The sequence below is a fragment of the Micromonospora sp. CPCC 205539 genome, assembly GCF_036906815.1.
Taxonomy (GTDB): domain Bacteria; phylum Actinomycetota; class Actinomycetes; order Mycobacteriales; family Micromonosporaceae; genus Micromonospora.
On sequence record NZ_JBAKHW010000001.1, the window covers coordinates 393,898 to 413,092 of the forward strand.

Annotated in this window: 14 protein-coding genes and 1 pseudogene; 6 read left to right on the forward strand and 9 right to left on the reverse strand. The window is 71.0% G+C overall.

Annotated features, from left to right (window positions below; translation table 11 throughout):
• The first annotated feature begins 98 nt into the window (after positions 1–98).
• The 4 genes from V6V47_RS01640 to V6V47_RS01655 all read left to right on the forward strand — a co-directional run bounded on the left by V6V47_RS01640 (position 99) and on the right by V6V47_RS01655 (position 7,166).
• Positions 99–2,903, forward strand: a complete 2,805-nt coding sequence (locus V6V47_RS01640; RefSeq protein WP_334626116.1) for an AfsR/SARP family transcriptional regulator — start codon at positions 99–101, stop codon at positions 2,901–2,903.
• 69 nt (positions 2,904–2,972) lie between these two features.
• Entirely contained in the window at positions 2,973–4,544 is a 1,572-nt protein-coding gene (locus tag V6V47_RS01645; RefSeq protein WP_334626117.1) for an alpha/beta hydrolase, read from the forward strand.
• Positions 4,545–4,762: 218 nt separating this feature from the next.
• Positions 4,763–5,842 (forward strand): S66 peptidase family protein, encoded by a 1,080-nt coding sequence (locus V6V47_RS01650; RefSeq protein WP_334626118.1) that lies wholly within the window; start codon positions 4,763–4,765, stop codon positions 5,840–5,842.
• A 775-nt stretch (positions 5,843–6,617) separates the two neighbouring features.
• Entirely contained in the window at positions 6,618–7,166 is a 549-nt protein-coding gene (locus tag V6V47_RS01655) for a DUF488 domain-containing protein (RefSeq protein WP_334626119.1), read from the forward strand.
• Positions 7,167–7,201: 35 nt separating this feature from the next.
• Here the strand turns inward: V6V47_RS01655 and V6V47_RS01660 are convergent, their stop codons facing one another.
• The 4 genes from V6V47_RS01660 to V6V47_RS01675 form a co-directional block, all read right to left on the reverse strand.
• Positions 7,202–8,608, reverse strand: a complete 1,407-nt coding sequence (locus V6V47_RS01660; protein WP_442934174.1) for a DUF4132 domain-containing protein — start codon at positions 8,606–8,608, stop codon at positions 7,202–7,204.
• A gap of 933 nt (positions 8,609–9,541) precedes the next feature.
• Entirely contained in the window at positions 9,542–11,047 is a 1,506-nt protein-coding gene (locus tag V6V47_RS01665) for a tripartite tricarboxylate transporter permease (RefSeq protein ID WP_334626121.1), read from the reverse strand.
• Between the two features lie 20 nt (positions 11,048–11,067).
• The gene (locus V6V47_RS01670) at positions 11,068–11,529 is read right to left on the reverse strand and encodes a tripartite tricarboxylate transporter TctB family protein (protein ID WP_334626122.1); all 462 of its coding nucleotides are present in this window, start codon (positions 11,527–11,529) and stop codon (positions 11,068–11,070) included.
• A 1-nt stretch (position 11,530) separates the two neighbouring features.
• Positions 11,531–12,553: a tripartite tricarboxylate transporter substrate-binding protein gene (locus V6V47_RS01675; protein WP_334626123.1), complete on the reverse strand. Its 1,023-nt coding sequence runs from the start codon at positions 12,551–12,553 to the stop codon at positions 11,531–11,533.
• A 144-nt stretch (positions 12,554–12,697) separates the two neighbouring features.
• On the opposite strand from V6V47_RS01675, the gene V6V47_RS01680 reads away from it, so the two are divergent.
• Both V6V47_RS01680 and V6V47_RS01685 read left to right on the forward strand, forming a co-directional pair.
• Positions 12,698–13,381, forward strand: coding sequence for a response regulator transcription factor (locus V6V47_RS01680; RefSeq protein ID WP_334626124.1), 684 nt, complete (start codon positions 12,698–12,700; stop codon positions 13,379–13,381).
• A gap of 6 nt (positions 13,382–13,387) precedes the next feature.
• Positions 13,388–14,869, forward strand: coding sequence for a sensor histidine kinase (locus tag V6V47_RS01685; protein WP_334626125.1), 1,482 nt, complete (start codon positions 13,388–13,390; stop codon positions 14,867–14,869).
• A 26-nt stretch (positions 14,870–14,895) separates the two neighbouring features.
• On the opposite strand, the gene V6V47_RS01690 is transcribed toward V6V47_RS01685, so the two are convergent.
• From V6V47_RS01690 to V6V47_RS01710, 5 genes and pseudogenes are all read right to left on the reverse strand, one after another.
• Complete coding sequence (locus V6V47_RS01690) at positions 14,896–15,858, reverse strand: TAXI family TRAP transporter solute-binding subunit (protein ID WP_334626126.1); 963 nt, start codon at positions 15,856–15,858, stop codon at positions 14,896–14,898.
• 95 nt (positions 15,859–15,953) lie between these two features.
• A complete protein-coding gene (locus V6V47_RS01695; protein ID WP_334626127.1) occupies positions 15,954–17,114 on the reverse strand; it encodes a hypothetical protein in 1,161 nt (386 codons plus the stop codon).
• 149 nt (positions 17,115–17,263) lie between these two features.
• Positions 17,264–17,380 (reverse strand): annotated as a pseudogene (locus V6V47_RS01700) (IS5/IS1182 family transposase); the annotation flags it as partial.
• 142 nt (positions 17,381–17,522) lie between these two features.
• Positions 17,523–18,152 carry a VOC family protein gene (locus V6V47_RS01705; RefSeq protein ID WP_334626128.1) on the reverse strand — a complete coding sequence of 210 codons (630 nt, stop codon included), beginning with the start codon at positions 18,150–18,152 and terminating at the stop codon, positions 17,523–17,525.
• A 193-nt stretch (positions 18,153–18,345) separates the two neighbouring features.
• Positions 18,346–19,191 (reverse strand): DUF4097 family beta strand repeat-containing protein, encoded by an 846-nt coding sequence (locus V6V47_RS01710; protein WP_334626129.1) that lies wholly within the window; start codon positions 19,189–19,191, stop codon positions 18,346–18,348.
• Positions 19,192–19,195: the final 4 nt, after the last annotated feature.

Below are 19,195 nucleotides of genomic sequence, written 5' to 3' on the forward strand. Positions count from 1 at the left end.
CGGGTAGAGGCCACCGGGCGTTCAGCCGATGAAGCAGGATCGGTCCGACCCATACGATGGGACGACGGAACCCTGCGGGGAGGGGGAAAAAGCCGGCGATGCGGTACCAACTGCTCGGGCCGGTCGAGGTGGTGTCTCAATCCGGGGACCGGCTGGCCCTCGGCACACCGATGCAGGTGCGCCTGCTGGCCATCCTCATGGCCCAGCCGGGCACCGGATGGACCATCGACCAACTCGTCGACGAGCTGTGGCAGGGGCGCCCGCCGAAGACGGCGGCCGGCAACGTGAAGACCTATGTCTGGGCGCTCCGTCGGGCGCTGCGGTCCCCGGGCTCCCCCGACCCCGCCATCCTCGCTGGCGCCACCGGCTACCGTCTCGTCCTCGACGACGCGCAGGCGATGGACAGCGTGGCCTTCGACGACCTGACCCAGCGCGGCTATCACGCACTGCGGCAGGGCCGCTGGTCGGATGCCCTGTCGGCGTTCGAGGCGGCGCTGGCGCTGTGGCGTGGAGAGCCGTTCGCGGGCCTCCCCGGTTGGGGGGTGTTGCTCTCCGTCCGGACGCGGCTGCAGGAGCAGCGGTCGAGTCTGCTGGAGGAGATCGCGGACCTGCAGCTGCGCGCCGGGCGGCACAACGAGCTGATCGAGCCGCTGCGGACGCAGGTCGACGGTGATCCGCTGCGCGAGCGCCCCTGGGGGCAACTGATGGTGGCCCTGGCCCGGGCCGGCCGACGGGCCGACGCGCTGGCGACGTACCGACAGCTCCGCCGAACACTCTCCGACGAGGTGGGCGTCGAGCCCGGCCCGGACCTCCAACACCTGCACACCCGCATCCTGCGGGCTGACCGGGAGCTGTTGACCTCCGGCGCGCGGTCACCGGAGAAGCTCAGCGCGCGAGTGGTCCCCCGGCAGTTGCCGGCCCCGCCGACGATGTTCACCGGCCGGACCCGCGAGCTGGCTCGGCTCACGACGCTGCTGCTCAGCGACACCGGCCCGGCCGGCGCCGTCGTCGTCACCGGCACCGGGGGCGTCGGGAAGACCTGGCTGGCGTTGCGCTGGGCGCACGACAGCCTGCACCACTTCCCCGACGGGCAACTCCACGTCGACCTGGACGGCTTCGGCACCACGACACACGAGGCGTCGCCGTCAGCCGTCGTCGTACGCTCGCTCCTGCCCGCCCTGGGCGTCAAACCCCTGGAGATTCCCGCCGAACCGGCGGCCCAGTTCGCCCTGTACCGCAGCCTGACCGCGGACCGGCGGCTGCTCGTACTGCTCGACAACGCCCGCGACGCCGAACAGGTGCGTCCGCTGCTTCCCGGGTCGAGCGGATGTCGCGTGATCGTGACGAGTCGCCACACACTGCCCGGCCTGGTCGCGGCCGAGGGCGCCCATCCCGTCGCACTGGACCTGCCCAGCGCCGCCGAAGCGCGCCAACTACTCGTACGCCGACTGGGTGCGCAGCGGGCATCCACCCAGCCGGCGGCGGTGGACGAGTTGGTCAGCCGTACCGCGCGATTGCCTCTCGCCCTGTCGATCGTGGCCGCGCGGGCCGTCACCCGGCCCACGTTCCCGCTCCAGGCCATCGCGGACGAACTGGCCGCGAGCCGGGGCGGGCTCGCCGCCCTGGCCACCGACGACGCGGCCACCGACCTGCGTACGGTGCTCTCCTGGTCGTACCGCCTGCTCAGCCCGGCTGCGGCCCGACTGTTCCGGCAGATCAGCCTGCACCCCGGAGCGGACATCAGCGCAGCGGCGGCAGCCAGTCTCGCGGGGGCCCCGCCGGATCTGATCCGGCCGGCGCTCGACGAGCTGACCCGGGCGAACCTGTTGGCGGAGCAATCCCCCAACCGCTTCCGCTGTCACGACCTGCTCCGCGCCTACGGCGAGGAACTGACCGACGCACACGACTCCGCGGCCGAGCGCAGAGCCGCCCGAAGGCGCATGCTCGATCACTACCTGCGTGCGGCCCGGGACGCGGCGAGGCTCGTCGACGCCGGCTCGTCGACGGTCGATCCACTGCCCATGCCCGCCGACGCGTCGGCCCCGGCGTTTGCCGACCACCACGCGGCGCTGGCCTGGTTCGCCACCGACCAGCGGGTGCTGCTGGCCACCGTCGACGAAGCGGTCGCCCACGGTTTCGACGCCCACGCCGGGCAGCTCGCGCAGGCCCTCACCCCGTTTCTCAGCCGCCTGTCGCTGTGGCACGACCTGGCCGCCGTACAGGCCGCCGCGGTCACGGTCGCGCGTCGCCGCGGCGATCCGCGCGCCGAGGGGCTGGCGCACCGGGACCTTGCGCTGGCACACATCCAGCTCCGCCGCTACGGTGCCGCGCGCCGTCACCTCCGGTGCGCGATGACACGGTACGACCAGATCGGTGACCGCCCGGGGCAGGCGAGCACGCACCTGCACCTCGCCTGGATGTACGACATCGAGGGCAACCCCCGCAGGGCGCTGCCGCACGCCGAGGAGGCGCTGGCGCTGTCCAGCAGCAGCGACGACCGGCGCGGCGCGGCGGCCGCGCTCAACGCGCTCGGCTGGGGCCACGCTCGGCTGGACGAGCACGCGCGCGCCATCGCCTACTGCGAACAGGCGCTGGCACTGCAGGAGGAGATCGAGGACCGGCTCGGCACGGCCCACACCTGGGACAGCCTCGGGTTCGCCTATCACGGCCTCGGGGTGCACCCGACCGCTGCCGCCTGCTACCGGCGCGCGCTGGCGCTCTATTCCGATGCCGAGGATCAGTGTGGCAAGGCCGAGACGCTCGTCCGTCTCGGTGAAACCCATGAAGCGGTGGGCGACCACGACACCTCTGTCGACCTGTGGCGACAGGCGCTGGTGCTCCTCGACCGGGTCGGTCATCCGCAGGCCGGAGAGCTGTCCGAGCGGCTGGCCGCGTCCCGCTGAACGCCGCCCGCCGACCGTACGCGGACCGGCATGGATCGGACGTGGACCGAGGGTCGGCAGGCTGGACGGATGTTGACCACGAAGAGAACCACCTTCTGGCATCCCAGCGGGGTTGACCGTCGACGCCGGCCGCTCCTTCGCGGTCTCTCGGCCGTCGTCGCGGTCCTCGTCGCCCTGTCGCTCAACGCCCCACCGTCGCTCGCGGGCACCACGCCGGCGGCGGCCGTCGGCAGCGGACCGGTCGCCGGAAACGCCACCGGCGGTTGGAACGGCCGGATCGACTGGCAGGCGTGTCCGGAGCGGCCCGACGACCCGGGTACGCGTTGCGGCACCATGCGCCTTCCGGTCGACTGGTCGCGGCCGGGAGGGGAGACCTTCCAACTGGCCCTGGCTCGGCGCACCGCCACCGACCCGGCCGCCCGCATCGGTGTCCTGGTCTTCAACCCCGGCGGTCCCGGCCTGTCCGGGGTGGACGTGGTGCTGACGGCCGACAGCCAGCTCGGGCCGGACGTGCTGCGCCGCTTCGACGTCGTCAGCTTCGATCCTCGGGGCATGGTCCGTAGCGCACCGGTGCGCTGCTCCTCGGCGCTGCTGGCCCAGCAGCCTTCCCTGACGCCCGCCAGTGCGGCAGAGTTCGAGCGCCTCCGCACCTACAACCGCCAGCTGCGCGACGACTGCCGCGCCCACAGTGGCCCCTTGTTCGACCATATCGACAGTGCCAGCGTCGCGCGTGACACGGAGGCCATCCGGGCGGCACTCGGCGAGCGGCAGCTCAGCTTCTACCAGTGGTCCTACGGCACGCTGATCGGGCAGTCCTACGCCGAACTGTTTCCCGACCGCGTCCGCGCCCTGGTCATGGACAGCGTGATGGACCACACCCAGGGGGTCAGGGAGTATTTCCGCAGCGGGGCGGCCAGTAACGAGGCCCTGTTCCACGAGTTCGTGGCCTGGTGCGGAAAGACCTCCAGCTGCGCACTGCACGGCCGCGACGTGCCGGCACTGTTCGACGGACTGATGCGCCGTGCCGACGCCGGCACGCTGGTCGACCCGGCCACCGGCGCGAAGCTGACCTGGTTCGATCTCGGGTTCGCGACAGTCACCAACTTCTTCGATGCGACCTGGAGCGACCTCGCGAACCTGCTTCTCGCGCTGGAGCGGGGCGAAGCCGCTGATTCTCCCCTCGCGTCAGCAAAGGCAGTCGACAGCGAGGAGGACCTGACCGAGTACGGGCTACTGGCGTTCTGCCAGGACTGGTCGCTGCCGGTCGACGGATTCGCCGAGTGGAACCGCTTTCTCCACGTGTCCCGCGCTGCGGCTCCACACCTGCGGGCCTCCCCGCTGGCCGTCCGCTTCACCGCGATCTGCCTGGGCTGGACGGCCGTCAACCCGCAACATCGGCTGCGGGTGACGACGAAGGCTCCGCTGCTGGTGCTCAACGGTCGGTACGACCCGGCCACCCCGTACGACTGGGCGCTGCGGGTGATGCGCCAGCTCGGCAGCCGGGGCCACCTCCTCACCTATGAGGGGTCGGGCCACGCCAGCTACCCACGGACGGAGTGCACCCGGAGTGGCGTCGAGCGGTACCTGATCGACCGAGTCACACCGCCGGCAGGCGCGAGCTGTCCGGCCGCCCCGGCCTGATGTAACGGAGTCGCCGCGGTGACGCCCCGGCTCACACGGTAGGTGGCCCCACCGATCCGACGAGGGTCGGTCGGGCCTCCTACTCGACGGCCGGGGCGTCGCACGGCGAGGGTTCGAGCTTCGTTCGGGGCAACTCAGCCCGCTACGGACAAATAACATTGTCGATCCAACGACTGTCGGCCGCAGCAGGCCGTCGGGCACGACGAAGAGGAGAGCTGATGCGCGATCTCGAGGAGGCCGCGACGGTCCCGAATCCCGGTGGAGCTGCCCTGTCCCGGCGGCACATCCTGGGCGCCGGGGTGGCAGCGGCCGGTGGAGCGTTGCTGGTGGGTGCCGGTGACGCGGCGGCGGCGCAGGCGGCGCCGCGGCGGCCGCAGAAGCCGGTCCGGGCACGTGCTCTCGCTCCGGGTGACCGCGTACGGGTGGTGTCGCCCGGGAGCACGCCGGACCCCGCGCTGATGGCCCGTGGCATCGAGATCCTGCGCGGCTGGGGGTTGGAGGTCGAGCTCGGCCAGCATGTCTACAGCAAGTACGGCTACCTGGCCGGCACCGACGAGCAGCGGCTGGCCGACCTGAACGCGGCGCTGAACGATCCCGGCGTCCGAGCCGTCTTCGCCGCGCGCGGTGGCTACGGCACCCAGCGGATCGTGGACCGGATCGACGTGTCCGGCCTGCGCCGCGATCCGAAGGTGGTCGTGGGGTTCAGCGATATCACCAGCATCCACGGCAAGCTGTGGCGCGACACCGGCTTGATCGGCTTCTACGGCCCGATGGTCAACTGGACGGACAGCCGGACCGGGCCGGAGTCCGCCGAGGCGTTGCGCCGGGCGGTCATGACCACCGCACCGATCACCATCACCCGGGATCCGGCCGAGACCGCCGCCCCGGTGTTGGTGCCGGGCCGGGCGACGGGCCGCCTGCTGGGTGGCTGCCTGACGTTGATCTCGACGTCCCTGGGCGCTGCGGACTCCCCGGACTTCGACGGCGCGATCCTGTTCTTCGAGGACGTGGACGAGTCGCCGTCCAGCATCGACGGCATGCTGACCGAGCTGCGTCGGGTCGGTGTGCTGCGCCGGGTCGCCGGCGTGGTGGTCGGCCAGATCACCGACAGCGTCGGCGAGCCGGGTGAGTGGGACGCGGTGGCCGTTCTCAAGGACCGCCTGTACGACCTCGGCGTACCGGTGCTGGGCGGGCTCCGCCTCGGGCACGGCAACGGCCAGCTCACGATCCCGCTCGGGGCGCGGGCCACGATCGATGCCACGGCCGGGACGCTGACCGTGGAGGCCGGCGTCCGGTAGTCGGTTCCGGGTTGGTCGGAACGATGGTTCCCGGGGTGGCACCGCGCCCCGGGACCCATCCGGCTGGGCTGGCCGGGTCGCGGGTCTCCTAGACGATCCGCTTCAGCGTTCCCGATACGCTCCGCGTCCATACCCGGCCGGCAGCGTCGACGAACAGCAGCGTGATCGAATAGGTGTCGCTGCTCTTCGGGGCCTTGTCGGTGGTCAAAGTTCCAGTCCACCACGTTCTTCTGCAACTCACCCGCGGGTACGAGCACGAATTTCGTCTGGCCGACGAGCCGGCTGATCGGCAGGTCATCGCCGATCGCGGGGACCGGCGGAGCTGCGAAGATGTGGCATTCGACGCCATATACCGGCATCGAACTGTTGTTCATGACCACGGCTTCCAGTTGGTGTGCGACACCGACCCCGGCGACCGCCGTGATAAGTCTGGCCTGGTGGGCCACCGTGTCGTCTCGGTCGAGGCGACGCTGCCGAATTTCCCACCACAGCCCGTACGCCAACCCGGCGAACGCCAGGACGGAACCGATCCCGGCGATCCAGTCCGGGACGGTGCCCCACTCGACGGCACTCTTGGCGTATCCCACTCCACACACGGTAAGACACCGGCGATCTGTGGCAAGAGCGGTCGCCTTCATCTTCGACCGGAGCTCCCACGTCTACCTCGGCTCGACGGGCCGGGCCAACTGCCCTGACGAGCGCCGAAGGCAGCCCGCCAGCCGCACAATCGCCCGGATCGCCAGCGCCGCTCAGGGCGGCACGGAATGATCTGCTCGTGGAGCCGGCAGAACAGACGCCCGCCTTACTGACCGTCGGCCACGGACCGATGCGCCGTGCCGCGCTCGGTCACCTGTTGGCCGACGCCGGCGTGGAGTTGGTCGTCGACGTCCGCCGATTTCCCGGCAGCCGCACCAACCCGGACGTCCAGCGGGACACCCTGGCGCGATGGCTGCCGGAGGTAGGGATCGCATACCGCTGGGAGGAGCGCCTCGGTGGGCGGCGACACCAGCCGGCCGACCTGCCGGTGCACGACGAGTGGTGGACCGTAACGGCGTTCCGCGCGTACGCCTCCTATACCCGCACGCCGCCGTTCCTGGCCGGGTTGGCCGACGTGCTCGAGCAGGCCGCCCTGGTCACGACCGCGGTGATGTGCAGCGAGAGCGTCTGGTGGCGCTGTCATCGCCGGCTGATCGCCGATGTCGCGACCCTGCGCCGCGAAATGCTCGTACGTCATCTCATGCCGGACGGACGGTTGGCACCGCATCCCGTGGCGGCGGGTGCCCGGCTGCGTCTCGACGGGCTGGTCGAGTGGACCGACGCCTGAGAGACGCCGGTCGCGCATCGGCCGCTGATCCGGGGTCAACGGTCGACTCCGGCCACCGACACGACGAGGTCCAGATCCCGCATGACCTCGGAGAACGCTACCGGCGGCACGTCGGCCAAGGGCACTACCGCGCCGGCCGCCAGAAAGCGCAGCTCACCGACAACCACCTCTCCCCCGCCGAAGTAGCCAGGCAGGTCGCAGACCAGCGCGGCGGTGATCTCGGTGGTGACCGGCCGGGTCGCCTGGTGCTCCGCGTCCTGGCCATGGGTCGACCAGCCGCGCCCGGACAGCAGCTCACCCGACACCTTGCCGTCGACCGTGTGGCCGGCGAACCGTCGCGACACGTCGACAGCGTCGCGTTCGGTCGGAGACAACAGGTACAGCTCACGAAATGCCTGCTTCACGGATTGACGGATCTGAAGCCGGACAATTTCCCCCTGCCAGTGCGCGAGCAGGCCCCGCTCGTACAACACAAACGGATGCACCACCGTCACCGGACCGTCAAGGTCGACCTGGTCGAGCAAGCCGATCGTGCCCCCCTGGTCCTGCCAGATCAACGCAGGGAGCAGCACGGCGCCGGCTGGCAGGCTCCGCAGACGGGCGAGCTCACCGGGCGCGAGGGTGCCACCGGTGGCGACGAGTCGCTCGAGCAGCCCGCTACGCATCCGACGGGACTGGTCGCGCAGCCGCTCCTGGTGGTCGCGGACCTCGGAGTACCTGGGGTCGGCGCGTACGGCAGGCGGCACCGACTTCAACTGCTTGCCTGCCTTGCTGATCGTGACGAGCGGCTCGGCACCGGCCAGCCGCAGCGCGACGGTGTAGTCGCCCACCTGCCAGTCGTCGGGCGCCTCGGTGGCGATGCGGGCCTCGCAGTCCCACTCGAGGCGCTCGGCGTCCGGGAAGTCGGACACCTGGGCGAGATGGTCAAGGGCGACGGCCACCGCAGCGGCGTGGCTGTGCCGGCGGTTCGGGCCCAACTTCGGCCCCCGCTTCGCTACCTCCCGCAATGCCAGATAACGGTCGAGCACCGTCTCCCCCTCCGCCAACGGCAGCAGGCCGAAGGCGGCGATGCCCGCCAGCGCGTTGTGCTTGACACGCTTGGAGACGGCTGCGCGGTTCCAGCCCAGCGCGGCGGAGACGCTCTCGCTCGGGCAGAGCCCCAGCAGCCGGCGCGCACCGTCGACGCCGGCCTGCCGCACCGCAGCGAGAATCGCGTCCCTGTCCTGGCGGACCGCCTCCGTCGTGGAGGTCGCCCGCACCAGCCGCAGCAGCGGCGCCGCGCCGGGCAGCCCCAGCAACGGCAGCAGCACCTCGGCGTCACCCGCCGGGAGCCGCAGGTCGAAGGCGTGGCGCCGTTCCTCTGCTGGCCGGTCGTGCAGGTGTTCCACCAGCGCGGCCCACTCGCCGTCGGTCAGTTCGGCGGCGCCGAGGCGTACGGCCATCCGGTGATCCGCTGGTCGGTCCAAGGCCCGGAGCACGAAGCGCAGGCCTCGTGGCACCAGCACCTCGGGGAGCGCGGCCCAGTCGGGCTCGGGTGGCGCGGTCAGGCGCCAGGCCAACTCGTCGAAGTAGTCCCGCACGGCGGGCGCGCAGACGTGGGCCCTCGGCGGTGCGGCGCTGTCGCTCGGGGAGCGTCCGACGATAGCGTTGCCCAGGTACTCGTCGTCGGTGAACGCCTGCTCGATGATGTCGACATCGAGCGCGCCCACCTCGTGCAGGGCGTCCAGGACCCGCACCACGGTCTCCCGACGCGCGCGGCCCAGCGGAGTGCGGACCAGCAGCCGCAGCAGGTGAGCATCGTTCGCGGCCACCGCCCGGTCGGCCAGGGGCTCGAGCGGTGGAGTCGGCCAGCCCACGTGGTCCACGATGGCGGCGAGCAGGGCCGTGCGGCTGGTGGTCGGCCACGGAGTGTCCAGGACGTCCGTCGGATCGTCGATGACGCGTACGGGAAACGCCACGTCGTAGATGTCGTCCAGTGCGGCGTAGATGTCACCGGCGTTCGAGTCCAGATGTCCGCCGGTGCGGTCGATGCTGTTGCCGGCCGCCAGGGCACGCCGGAGCGCCGTGGCGTGGGCCCGCAGACCTGACAGGTCACCGGCCTTCGCCAGGACCGAGGCCTCATCGACCATCCGCCACAGGGCGTCGCGCTGGTGGCGGACCTCGTCGGCGTACATCTCCGGTACGGCCACCACGGATCAATCACCGACCAGGTCGGCCCGGCACCGTCCCACGAACGACACGAACACCCTCCGCTCGATCACGCGATGCGCTGCACACACCGGCCCGTTGCGACGCCGGTGTGCGTCCATCCTGTCAGCCACGGTGCCGCGTCGTCCGACCTGTGCGGGCCGGGCCCGAGCGGCCCGAACAGCCTCCTACTCTTCCTCGGCGAACACGGTCTCGCGCCGCTTGCGGATCGTCGGGAGGACGGCGACGACGAGTGCCACCACGGCAAGGGCCAGGAGCGCCACGGAGATCGGTCGGGTCACGAAGACCGACGGATCGCCGCGGGAGATGATGAGCGCCCGCCGCAGGTTCTCCTCGAGCAAGGGACCGAGGACGAAGCCGAGGAGCAGCGGCGCCGGCTCGCATCCGCACTTGATGAGGATGTAGCCCAGGATCCCGAAGAACGCGATGGCGTAGACGTCGTACGCGTTGAGTGCCAGGGAGTAGGTGCCGATCGCGGCGAACAGGATGATCATCGGGAACAGCACCTGGTACGGGATGCGCAGCATGCGTACCCAGATGCCGATCAGCGGCAGGTTCAGCAGCAGGAGCAGCACGTTGCCAATCCACATGGACGCGATCAGCCCCCAGAACAACGCCGGCTCGTCGTTGATGACGTTCGGGCCGGGGGTTATCCCGTGGACGATGAACGCGCCGATCATCAGTGCCATGACCGGGTGGGCGGGCAGGCCCAGAGTGAGCAGTGGGATGAACGACGTCTGCGCGGCGGCGTTGTTCGCCGACTCGGGGCCGGCGACGCCCTCGATCGCCCCGCGCCCGAACTCCTGCGGCCGCTTCGAGATCCGCTTCTCGACGGCGTACGAGGTGAACGAGGCCAGCACGTGGCCACCACCGGGCAGGACGCCGAGCGCGGCGCCGAGGCCGGTGCCCCGCAGGATCGGCCCGACGACCCGGCGCCGGTCCTCGCGGGTCGGCCAGAGGTTCTTCACCGCGCTGACGACCGCTGTACGGGACTGCTCGTTCTCCAGGTTGCGCAGGATCTCGGCCACCCCGAACAGGCCCACCGCGACCGACACGAAGTCGATGCCGCCGTACAGCTCGCGCTGGTCGAACACGAAGCGGGGGGTGCCGGTGTAGAGGTCCTGGCCGACGGTGCCGAGCATGACGCCGAGTGCGATCATCGCCAGTGCCTTGAGTGCCGAGCCACGCGCCAGCGCGATCGAGACGATCAGACCGAACAGCACGAGCGAGAAGTAGTCGGCCGGGCCGAACTTCAACGCGACGCTCGCCAGTGGTGGCGCCGCGACGGCCAGCGCGACGGTGGCCACCGTGCCCGCGATGAAGGACCCGATCGCGGCGACGGCCAGCGCCGGGCCGGCTCGGCCCTGGCGGGCCATTTCGTGCCCGTCCAGCGCGGTGACCGCCGCCGACGACTCACCGGGCAGATTGATCAGGATGGCGGTCGTCGAGCCGCCGTACTGTGCGCCGTAGTAGATGCCGGCCAGCATGATCAACGCCGTGACCGGCTCGAAGCTGAACGTGATCGGCAGCAGCATCGCCACCGTCGCCGTCGGCCCGATGCCGGGCAGCACGCCGACCGCGGTCCCGAGCAGCACTCCCACGAAGCAGTAGAGGATGTTCTGGACCAGGAGGGCGGTCGAGAAGCCCAGCGCGAGGTTGTCGAAGAGTTCCATGCCTCAATCCAGATGCCGCGTCAGAACTCCAGCCACGGGCCCCACAGCGGGATCCGCAGCTGAAGTCCGACGACGAAGATGAGCGTGCTGGCCACGGTCAGCCCGGCGGCCACGGCCACGGCCGTGAGCAGCCGTACGCGCGCGCTGGCCAGGGTGGTGAGCAGGGCGGTCACCGCCGACGTCGGTACGAATCCGAGGCGCCGGACGGTGAATCCGAAGAACAGCACCGCGCCCGCGATGGCGGCGACCGCACGCCACGGGATCGGCCCGAACGCGATCACCTCACCGGCGACGAGCCCTTTGATGACGATCGCCAGGCCGAGCGCGGCGGTGGTCGCCCCGACCAGCAGTGGGAAGGCACCGGGACCCATCCGCAGTGGGGCGCCCAGCTCGTAGCCGAGCGACCCCACCACGAATGCGCCACCGATCAGGACGAAGATGCCTCCGGCGAGGACGTCCGGGATCGACCGACGGCGCTCCACCTCAGGAGACCTTGACCCCGGCGTCAGCGATGATCTTTCCCCAGGTGCCGAGCTGCTCTTCGAGCTTGGCCCGGTGTGCCTGCGGGGTCGCGTCCTGGTCCGGGACCGGCGCGGTGCCGAGCTTGGCCATCTGGTCGATGACGCCCTGGTCGGCCAGTGCCACCTTCAGCGCCTCGGACAGCTTCTGGACGATCTCCTGCGGCGTGCCGGCCGGGACGTAGAGTCCGTGCCACACGCTGACCTTGAGCTGGGGCAGCCCGGCCTCGGCCGTGGTGGGCAGGTCGGGAAGGCTCTTCACCCGCTCCGGCGTGGTGACCGCGTACGCCTTAACCTTGCCCGCGGCGATCTGGCCGCTGGTGTTGGTCGTCTGGTCGCACATGAAGTCGACCTGGCCGCCGACGAGGTCGGTCAACGCGGGGCCGGTGCCCTGGTACGGGACCTCCTGGAGCTTCACACCGGCGGCGGTCTGGAACAGCAGGCCGCACAGGTGGGAGGCGGCGCCGATGCCGGCGTTGGCCAGCGTGACCTTGTTGGCGTTCGCCTTCACGTGGGCCACCAGGTCCGGGAGCGTCGCGGGCGCGAAGTCCTTGCGGGCGACGACCGTCATCGGCACCTCGGTGACGAGCCCGACCGTCTCGAAGTCCTCGAGCGGCTTGTAGCCCAGGCTCTTGTAGAGGGCGGGCGCGGTCGACATGCCGATGTGGTGCATGAGCACGGTGTAGCCGTCCGGGTCGGCCCGCGCGACCTCGCCGGCGCCGACCGTGCCGCCGGCGCCCTCGACGTTCTGGACGACGATCTTGGTGCCGAGTTTGGCGGCCATCGGCTCGGCGATCATGCGGGTGACGGTGTCCGTCGGGCCGCCCGCGCTGAACGGCACGACGATCGTGATGTTCTGGTCCGGGAAGCTCGCGGCGTCGCCTCCGCCGCTGGCACCTCCGTTGTCGGAACAGGCCGCGACGAGTGAGACGACGCCGATCGTGGCGATCATCCGCGTGGCGACCCGATACCTGCTGATCCCTCTCACAACGGCCTCCTCATCAGCGCATGCGCATACCTCGGTGCGTGAGTGGCCCCCAGTCTCGGCTGGTCGCGGCGCGGATGGTGTCAGAGAAATCCCAAGAACTCGGGGCTGACACGAGGCCCGGTCCGGACCGTAGAATCCGCTGGTATGCGGATAACCGTCATCGAGGATGACGACCGCGTCGCGCTGGGTCTGGTGACCGTCCTGACCCAGGCGGGCTTCGAGGTCCACCGCATCGCCACCGCCGCGGAGGCCGTGCGTGCGGCGCCGTCCGACGTGGTCCTCGTCGATCTGGGTCTGCCCGACGGCGACGGGCTCGACGTGATCCGGAAGCTGCGCGACCGCCCGGAGACCGCGGTCATCGCGGTGACCGCGCGCTCCGAGGAGCACGAGCGGGTCCGTGGCCTGCGTGCCGGTGCCGACGACTACATCGTCAAGCCCTTCGGCATCCCCGAGCTGCTCGCTCGGATCGACGCCGTCCTGCGGCGTACCCGGGCGGCTCGAGCCACGAGCCATGCGGCCGAGCCACTCCAGCTCGGCCCGATGCGGATCGGGGTCGGCACCCGCGAGGTCACCGTCGACGGCACGCCCGTGCCGCTGACCCGCAAGGAATTCGAGCTGCTCCTGTTGCTGGCCCGGCGGGCACCCAACGTCGTCAGCCGGGACGTCATCCTCGACCAGATCTGGGGCGCGACCTGGGAGTCGTCGAGTCGCACCCTGGACACCCACATCGCGGCGCTGCGGCACAAGCTGGGGCCCGGCGTGGTCATCCGCACGATCCACGGCGTCGGCTATCGGCTCCTGGCCGACCAGCCGGAGCTGATCGGCTGACGCGCCGTGCACCGCCGCCTGCTCGTCGTCCTGGTGCCCCTCGCGGTGCTGCTCGTCGCGGCGCTCGGGGTGCCGCTCAGCGTCACGGTGGCCGAGCGGGAGATGCAGGAGACCTACGTCAACCGGCTCGACGACGTCGGCCGGTTCGCCTCGCTGGCCGAGACCGCGCTGTCGACCGGGCGGACCGAGGCCCTGCAGCAGGAGTTGACGCGTTACCACGAGCTGTACGGGATCCCGGTCGCGCTGATCGATCCGTCGGGCAGGGTGCTGCTCGGGCCGGCCGGCGCGTACCAGGAAGCAGCCCGCGCCGAGCCGACCTTGCCCCGGATCGTGACCGCGGCGCTGGCCGGGACGCGATCGGAGCCGTCCTGGGAATGGGGGCCGTGGGACGACTCCGCACTCGTCGTGGCCGAGCCGGTGGGCCGGGACAGCGAGGTCGTCGGCGCCGTCGTGACGATCTCCGACCTGTCGAAGACCCGCGACGACATCCTCGTACGCTGGGCCCGGCTCGCCGGGCTCGGGCTCCTGCCGTTGCTCGCGCTGGCGGCCGTCGCCTGGCCGGTGTCGGCCTGGGTGCTGCGACCGGTGCGCCAGTTGGACGCGGCGACCTCGCGGATCTCCGAGGGCGACCTGACGATCCGCGCCGACGCCGAGGCCGGCCCGATCGAGCTGCGGCGACTGGCGGCGTCGTTCAACACGATGATGGACGCCGTCGAGAACGCCGTGCAGCGGCAGCGGGCGTTCGTGTCCGACGCGTCGCACCAGTTGCGCAACCCGTTGACCAGCCTCCGGCTCGCGGTGGAGAGCCTCGCGCCGCACCTGCGGCCGGAGGGCAACGGACGGCAGGTGTACGACGTCGCCGTCGACGAGCTGAAGGCGATGCAGCGGATGTTGAACTCGCTGCAGGCCAGTGCGCGGATGGAGAGCATGCGGACGGCGTCGCCGGTGGATCTCGACGAGGTGCTGGCGACCCGGGTGGAGCGGTGGCGGGCGTTGACGGCGACGGCGGGGCAGACGCTGACGGTCGACGTACCGCCGGGGCTTCGGTTGCTGGAGCCGCCGGGCGGACTGGGCAGCATCCTGGACGAGCTGGTCAGCAACGCGTTACGGCTGTCGGGCGCGCAGGCGGTGCAGGTCACGGCCCGGCGTGTTCCTGCTGGCGCGGGCACCGGGCACCGCATCGGCTCCGCAGCCGGAGGCGTGGTCACCGTCGCGGTGCGCGACGACGGGCAGGGCATCGAGGTTTCCGAGCGGGCTCAGGCCGTACGACGGTTCTGGCGGTCGCCGCGGCACCAGAACGTGTCCGGGACCGGCCTGGGACTGGCGATCTGCGCCGACCTGGTCGGGGCGGCCGGGGGCGAGCTGCGGTTGGAGGAGGGCCTGCCGCGTCCGGACGGCTCCGGATACGGGTTCGCCGCGGTGATCGCGTTGCCGGACGTCACGCCGGTGGTGTCGTCGGCCGGCGCTCCGGCTCCCCCGCCGATCTGAGACCCGGTCCCGTCCGCCGTCTCCGGTCAGCGCTTGCGGTCACGGAACCAGGCCGCCGCGCCGGGGTGGAGCGGCACCGAGGCAGTGGAGATGCCGGTGCGTACGTTGATCTGCCACGCCTCGGGAACGGCCGCGGCGTCGCCGCGGCTGGCGGAGGTGATCGTGCCCGTGTGCCGGAAGATCGTGTCGGTGATGGCGTAGACCAGATCGTCGGGCAGGTCGTTGCGCGCGAGCAGCACGTTCGGCACGGCGACCGTGCGGGTGGCCGGGACGCCGACGTAGGCGGTCGCGTGGATCATTGCGGGAGCGTAGGGGCCCGGGTACGCCGTGAAGAGCGCGCCCGCCTGCGCGTCCAACGGGATCAGCCGAACCGGGTGTCGCTGCGCCAGCTCAGTGATGGCGGGTGTCGGGACGCCGGTCAGGGAGAACATCGCGTCGATCGTGCCGTCGCGCAGCGCCGCCGCCGACTCGGCCTGGCTGAGGTGCCGACCGCCAGCGTTCACCGGGCCCAGCTTCAGCACCCGCAACGAGGTGAACTCGGTGCCCGAATCGCGGGCGCCGAGGGATACGCGCTTGCCCTCGAGGTCCCGGAATTCGTCGATCGGGGAGCCGGCCATGACCACGAGATGCAGGTGACTGTCGTAGAGCCGGCACACCGCCGAGAGGCCCTCGGGCGCGCTGCCGTCGGTCGTGATCAGCGCGTCCAGGCTCGTCAGCCCGAGGTGCACCTCGCCGGCCCGTAACATCCGGATGTTGTCGGTGGACGCCCCGCTCGGCACGGTGGTCACCGTTGCGCCCGGCACCTGCTCGGAGATGTGCGCGGCCAGCGCACCGCCGATGCGTCGGTAGACCGCCCCCGCCGGCCCGGTGGCCAGTCGCAGGTGGACCTCGTCGGCCTCGGGCTGACGGGAGCAACCAACGAGCAGCCCTCCGGCGGCCAGGAGCACCGCGCGCCGGCTGATCCGTGCCGGCTCCAGGCTCAGCCCCATGCCGAGATGATACGGACGGTCGCCGACGTCGAACTGGTTGATTCGATCCGCTCCGGCCGGCCAGCCCGAGAGCGGACCGGCCGGGGCGTTGGTGATCAGTGGCAGTTGCGGTGTGCGGGCGCGAACCGCAGGTCCAGGAAGCGCGCCCGGTTGTTGCTGATGTCGCCGTAGAGGTCGGCGATGCTCGTGCTGTTCATGTTGTACGAGACCACCAGGTTGTTCCTGGTGCTCAACGTCGGGTGCACGGCCACGTTGTAGGTGTAGATGTCCCCCGCCGCGTCGGCGTCGTACTCCGGCTGCCCCTCGGGCGTGTCGTAGACCTCGACCCGCTCCGACCCCGCGAAGCCGAACGGCGTCGCCGCCGTGTGGACGTAGATCTTCGAACCGAGGTAGCTGTCCGTGGTGACGAGCACGTACTGCCCCTGCACCTGTGCGACCCCGTACGACGAGCCGACCTCGTCGAGGATCACCGCGGCATCACCCTCCTCCGGCGACCAACCGCTGCCGGTGTAGAACTCCCAGGCTCCGTCGAGATGACCGACCTTGGCCCGGGCGACGTGCGCCTGCTTGCCCGGCCACTGCGTCGATCCCACGCCGTAGATGTAGATGTAGCCGCCCGAGCGGAGCAGCTTCACGCCCCACTGGATCCCGTGCCCGTCGTAGGTCGGGGTGACCTTGCGCAGCCGCAGGTCCGGCAGGGACAGGGCGGCCAGGTCGGTCCCGATCCACTCGAAGCCGAAGTGGCCCTCGCCGGCCGCCTGCTGCTGGAACTCGAAGACGTACAGCTTGCCGTTGTCGACGATGCCGTCGCCGTTCCAGTACCACGGCTTCTCGGTGCCGGCCGGGCCGACGATCGGCAGTGGGTTCTTCGCCGTACCGTTCAGGATCGTCCTGGTCGGCCGGTCGCTGCCGCGGGGCGAGGTCACGATTGTGTTGTGCACCGGATCGTGCGGGGTGATGCTGCGGCCGGGTCCGACCGGGCCGAGGAAGGTGTCGTTGTACAACCAGGCGGTACGTCCGTCCGGCAGCGGCATCGAGTACGTGCCGTCGCCACCCGCCCACTCGCCGGCACGGGCCCGGTCACCGAAGGTGGCCCACTTCTGTTGCAGCCCCTTCGCCGGCCGCGCGGATTGCACAACGGGCTCGCAGACTCCGTCGCCAATGGCGCTCGCGCTCGCCCCGGCGGTGGGCCCGACCACCGCGGTCGAGCCGACGAGCAGCGCGATGAGTCCTCCGTAGACACGGCTTCGCCGCATGTCCCCTCCCCGATCAGCACAGGACGACTTCTACCAAGATCACTTGAGAGTTCCACATTCCGCACAGATGCGTCAAGAAGTAGCGCTGGACGTACAACTCGTGCACATCGCCCGTACCATCGGGTAGCTGCGGTCGCCGACTTGCGGTCGCCCAGGGCGATGACCAGGCGGGCGTCGGCATCGGTCGCCACCTGCGGATTCGTCGAGCACCGGTAGTTTTTGCTCTGAGCTGCGAGCCGGTGGTCTCGGGTCAGAATCAGTACGCCGCCGGTGCGAGGCCCATGACGGCGGCTTTCGCTGAGTGGGGCGGCGTGATCCCAGAACGGTTGTGGCAGGACCTGCGACGGCAGCCTCGGTGGTCCCTCTGCGCTGTTGCGGGGGCGGGACCGGCGCCGGTGAGGCGAGGGTTCACTGGGGCGGCGTGGCGCCCGACTGCTCGCTCACCATGTACGTCGCGTACCAGTCGGGCCAGTTGTCGTCCCTCTCGCCGGTGCGCTTCTCGTGCTCGCCGTGGGCGGCGGCCGCGCGCCGAAGCGCGCCCGCCAGGTCGCTCGCGGAGCCGAACGACGTCAGCCCACCCTCGACGCGCCCGGGAAGCCTGGTCGTGATCTCCTGCATCAGCCAGGTGTTGCCATCCGGGTCGCGGAACGTGGCGCGCGATACGTAGCTACGTCGTTCGGGGTCCATGCCGTCGACCGGGCCGTTCGGGCCGACGTGGAAGAGGTCACCGACGTCGACGCCAGCGGCGACCAGGGTGTTGCGGGCCGTCTCGATGTCGGACACGATCAGGTACGTCGTGGCCGAACCGGGCGCCGCCGTCGTGAGATCCGGGCCGAACTGCACCGAGCACCCGGAGCCGTGTGGCGTGAGCTGGACGATGCCGGGCGGTGTCTGGTCGAGCCGCCACCCGAGGCGTTGGTAGAACTCCTTCGCGCGGCCGACGTCCGCCACCGGAAGGACGATCACCTCGAGCTTCATGTCAAGGCTCTCGATGCGCGACGTTCCACTCGCGCCGCCCTGGGCGTCCTTCGGGCTCATCGGGGCCTCCCTGGCTGGCGTGCCGGTCATGCGCTTGCCCGGCGTACTCGTGGATTGTCGGCCGGCGTGCCGCGACGGCCCCGAGGACCACGCTACTGCTTGCGTCCGAGCTGGGATGCCGCTTTGGGCTACGACCGACACCGGACCTTCGCCGAGTCCGCCGCGTCGGCCACTGATCTCCTCGCGGCCGCCGTCAGGCGCGGCGGATCGTGATGTCGCCGTAGGACGTGCTCGCCCGGACCTCGACCGTCTCGTCGGTCCGCGCCGGGCTGTCGGTCGTCTCGAGCGCGTTGTGCACCCGGCCGTGGCGGGAACTGACGTCCAGCCAGGCAGCGGTGCCGCGGCGGACGCCGACCTCGATGGCGCCGTACGAGGTGTCCAGCTCGATCGCCCCTCGCACCACCTCACCCAGCCGGAGGTTGCCGTAGGCGGTACGGGCCGTCACCGAGGCCGTCGTTCGGTCGATGACGATGTCGCCGTAGGCGGTGTTGACCCGGGCGTCGCCGTCGCACTGGCCGATCCAGCAGTCGCCGGAGGAGTTCTTGATCTCCGTGGGGCCGTCGACCGCGCCGAGGCGCACCTTGCCGGAGGAAGCCTTCACCCGGGCCGACCCGTGGACACGTTCCACGGCGACCTCGCCGTGGCTGGTATCGATGTCCAACGGCCCGGTCTCTTCGAGCCGGATCGCCCCTCCGGTCTTGACGCGGCACTCACCGAGCCGCCCCTCGCCGCGAAACGCCGCCCACGACGCGTCGGCCTGCACCCGCGATCCGCTCGGCACCTCGATCCGGACGTCGACGGTGGGTCCGGTGCCGAAGAAGCCGTAACGACGCCAACTCTTCGGCGCCCTGATCAGCAGGTGGCCGGCGGCGTACTGGACGGCGGTCTGCTCCGCGGCGCTCGCGTCGGCCTTGCTCGACACGTCACGGGGCCGCACCTCCACCACCGTGTCGGTGCGGTCGGTCGCCGCGATCCAGACGTCCCCGACGGGCAGCTCAACCTGAACGGTGATCGGTTCTGGTGTATCGAAAACAGGCACGGCG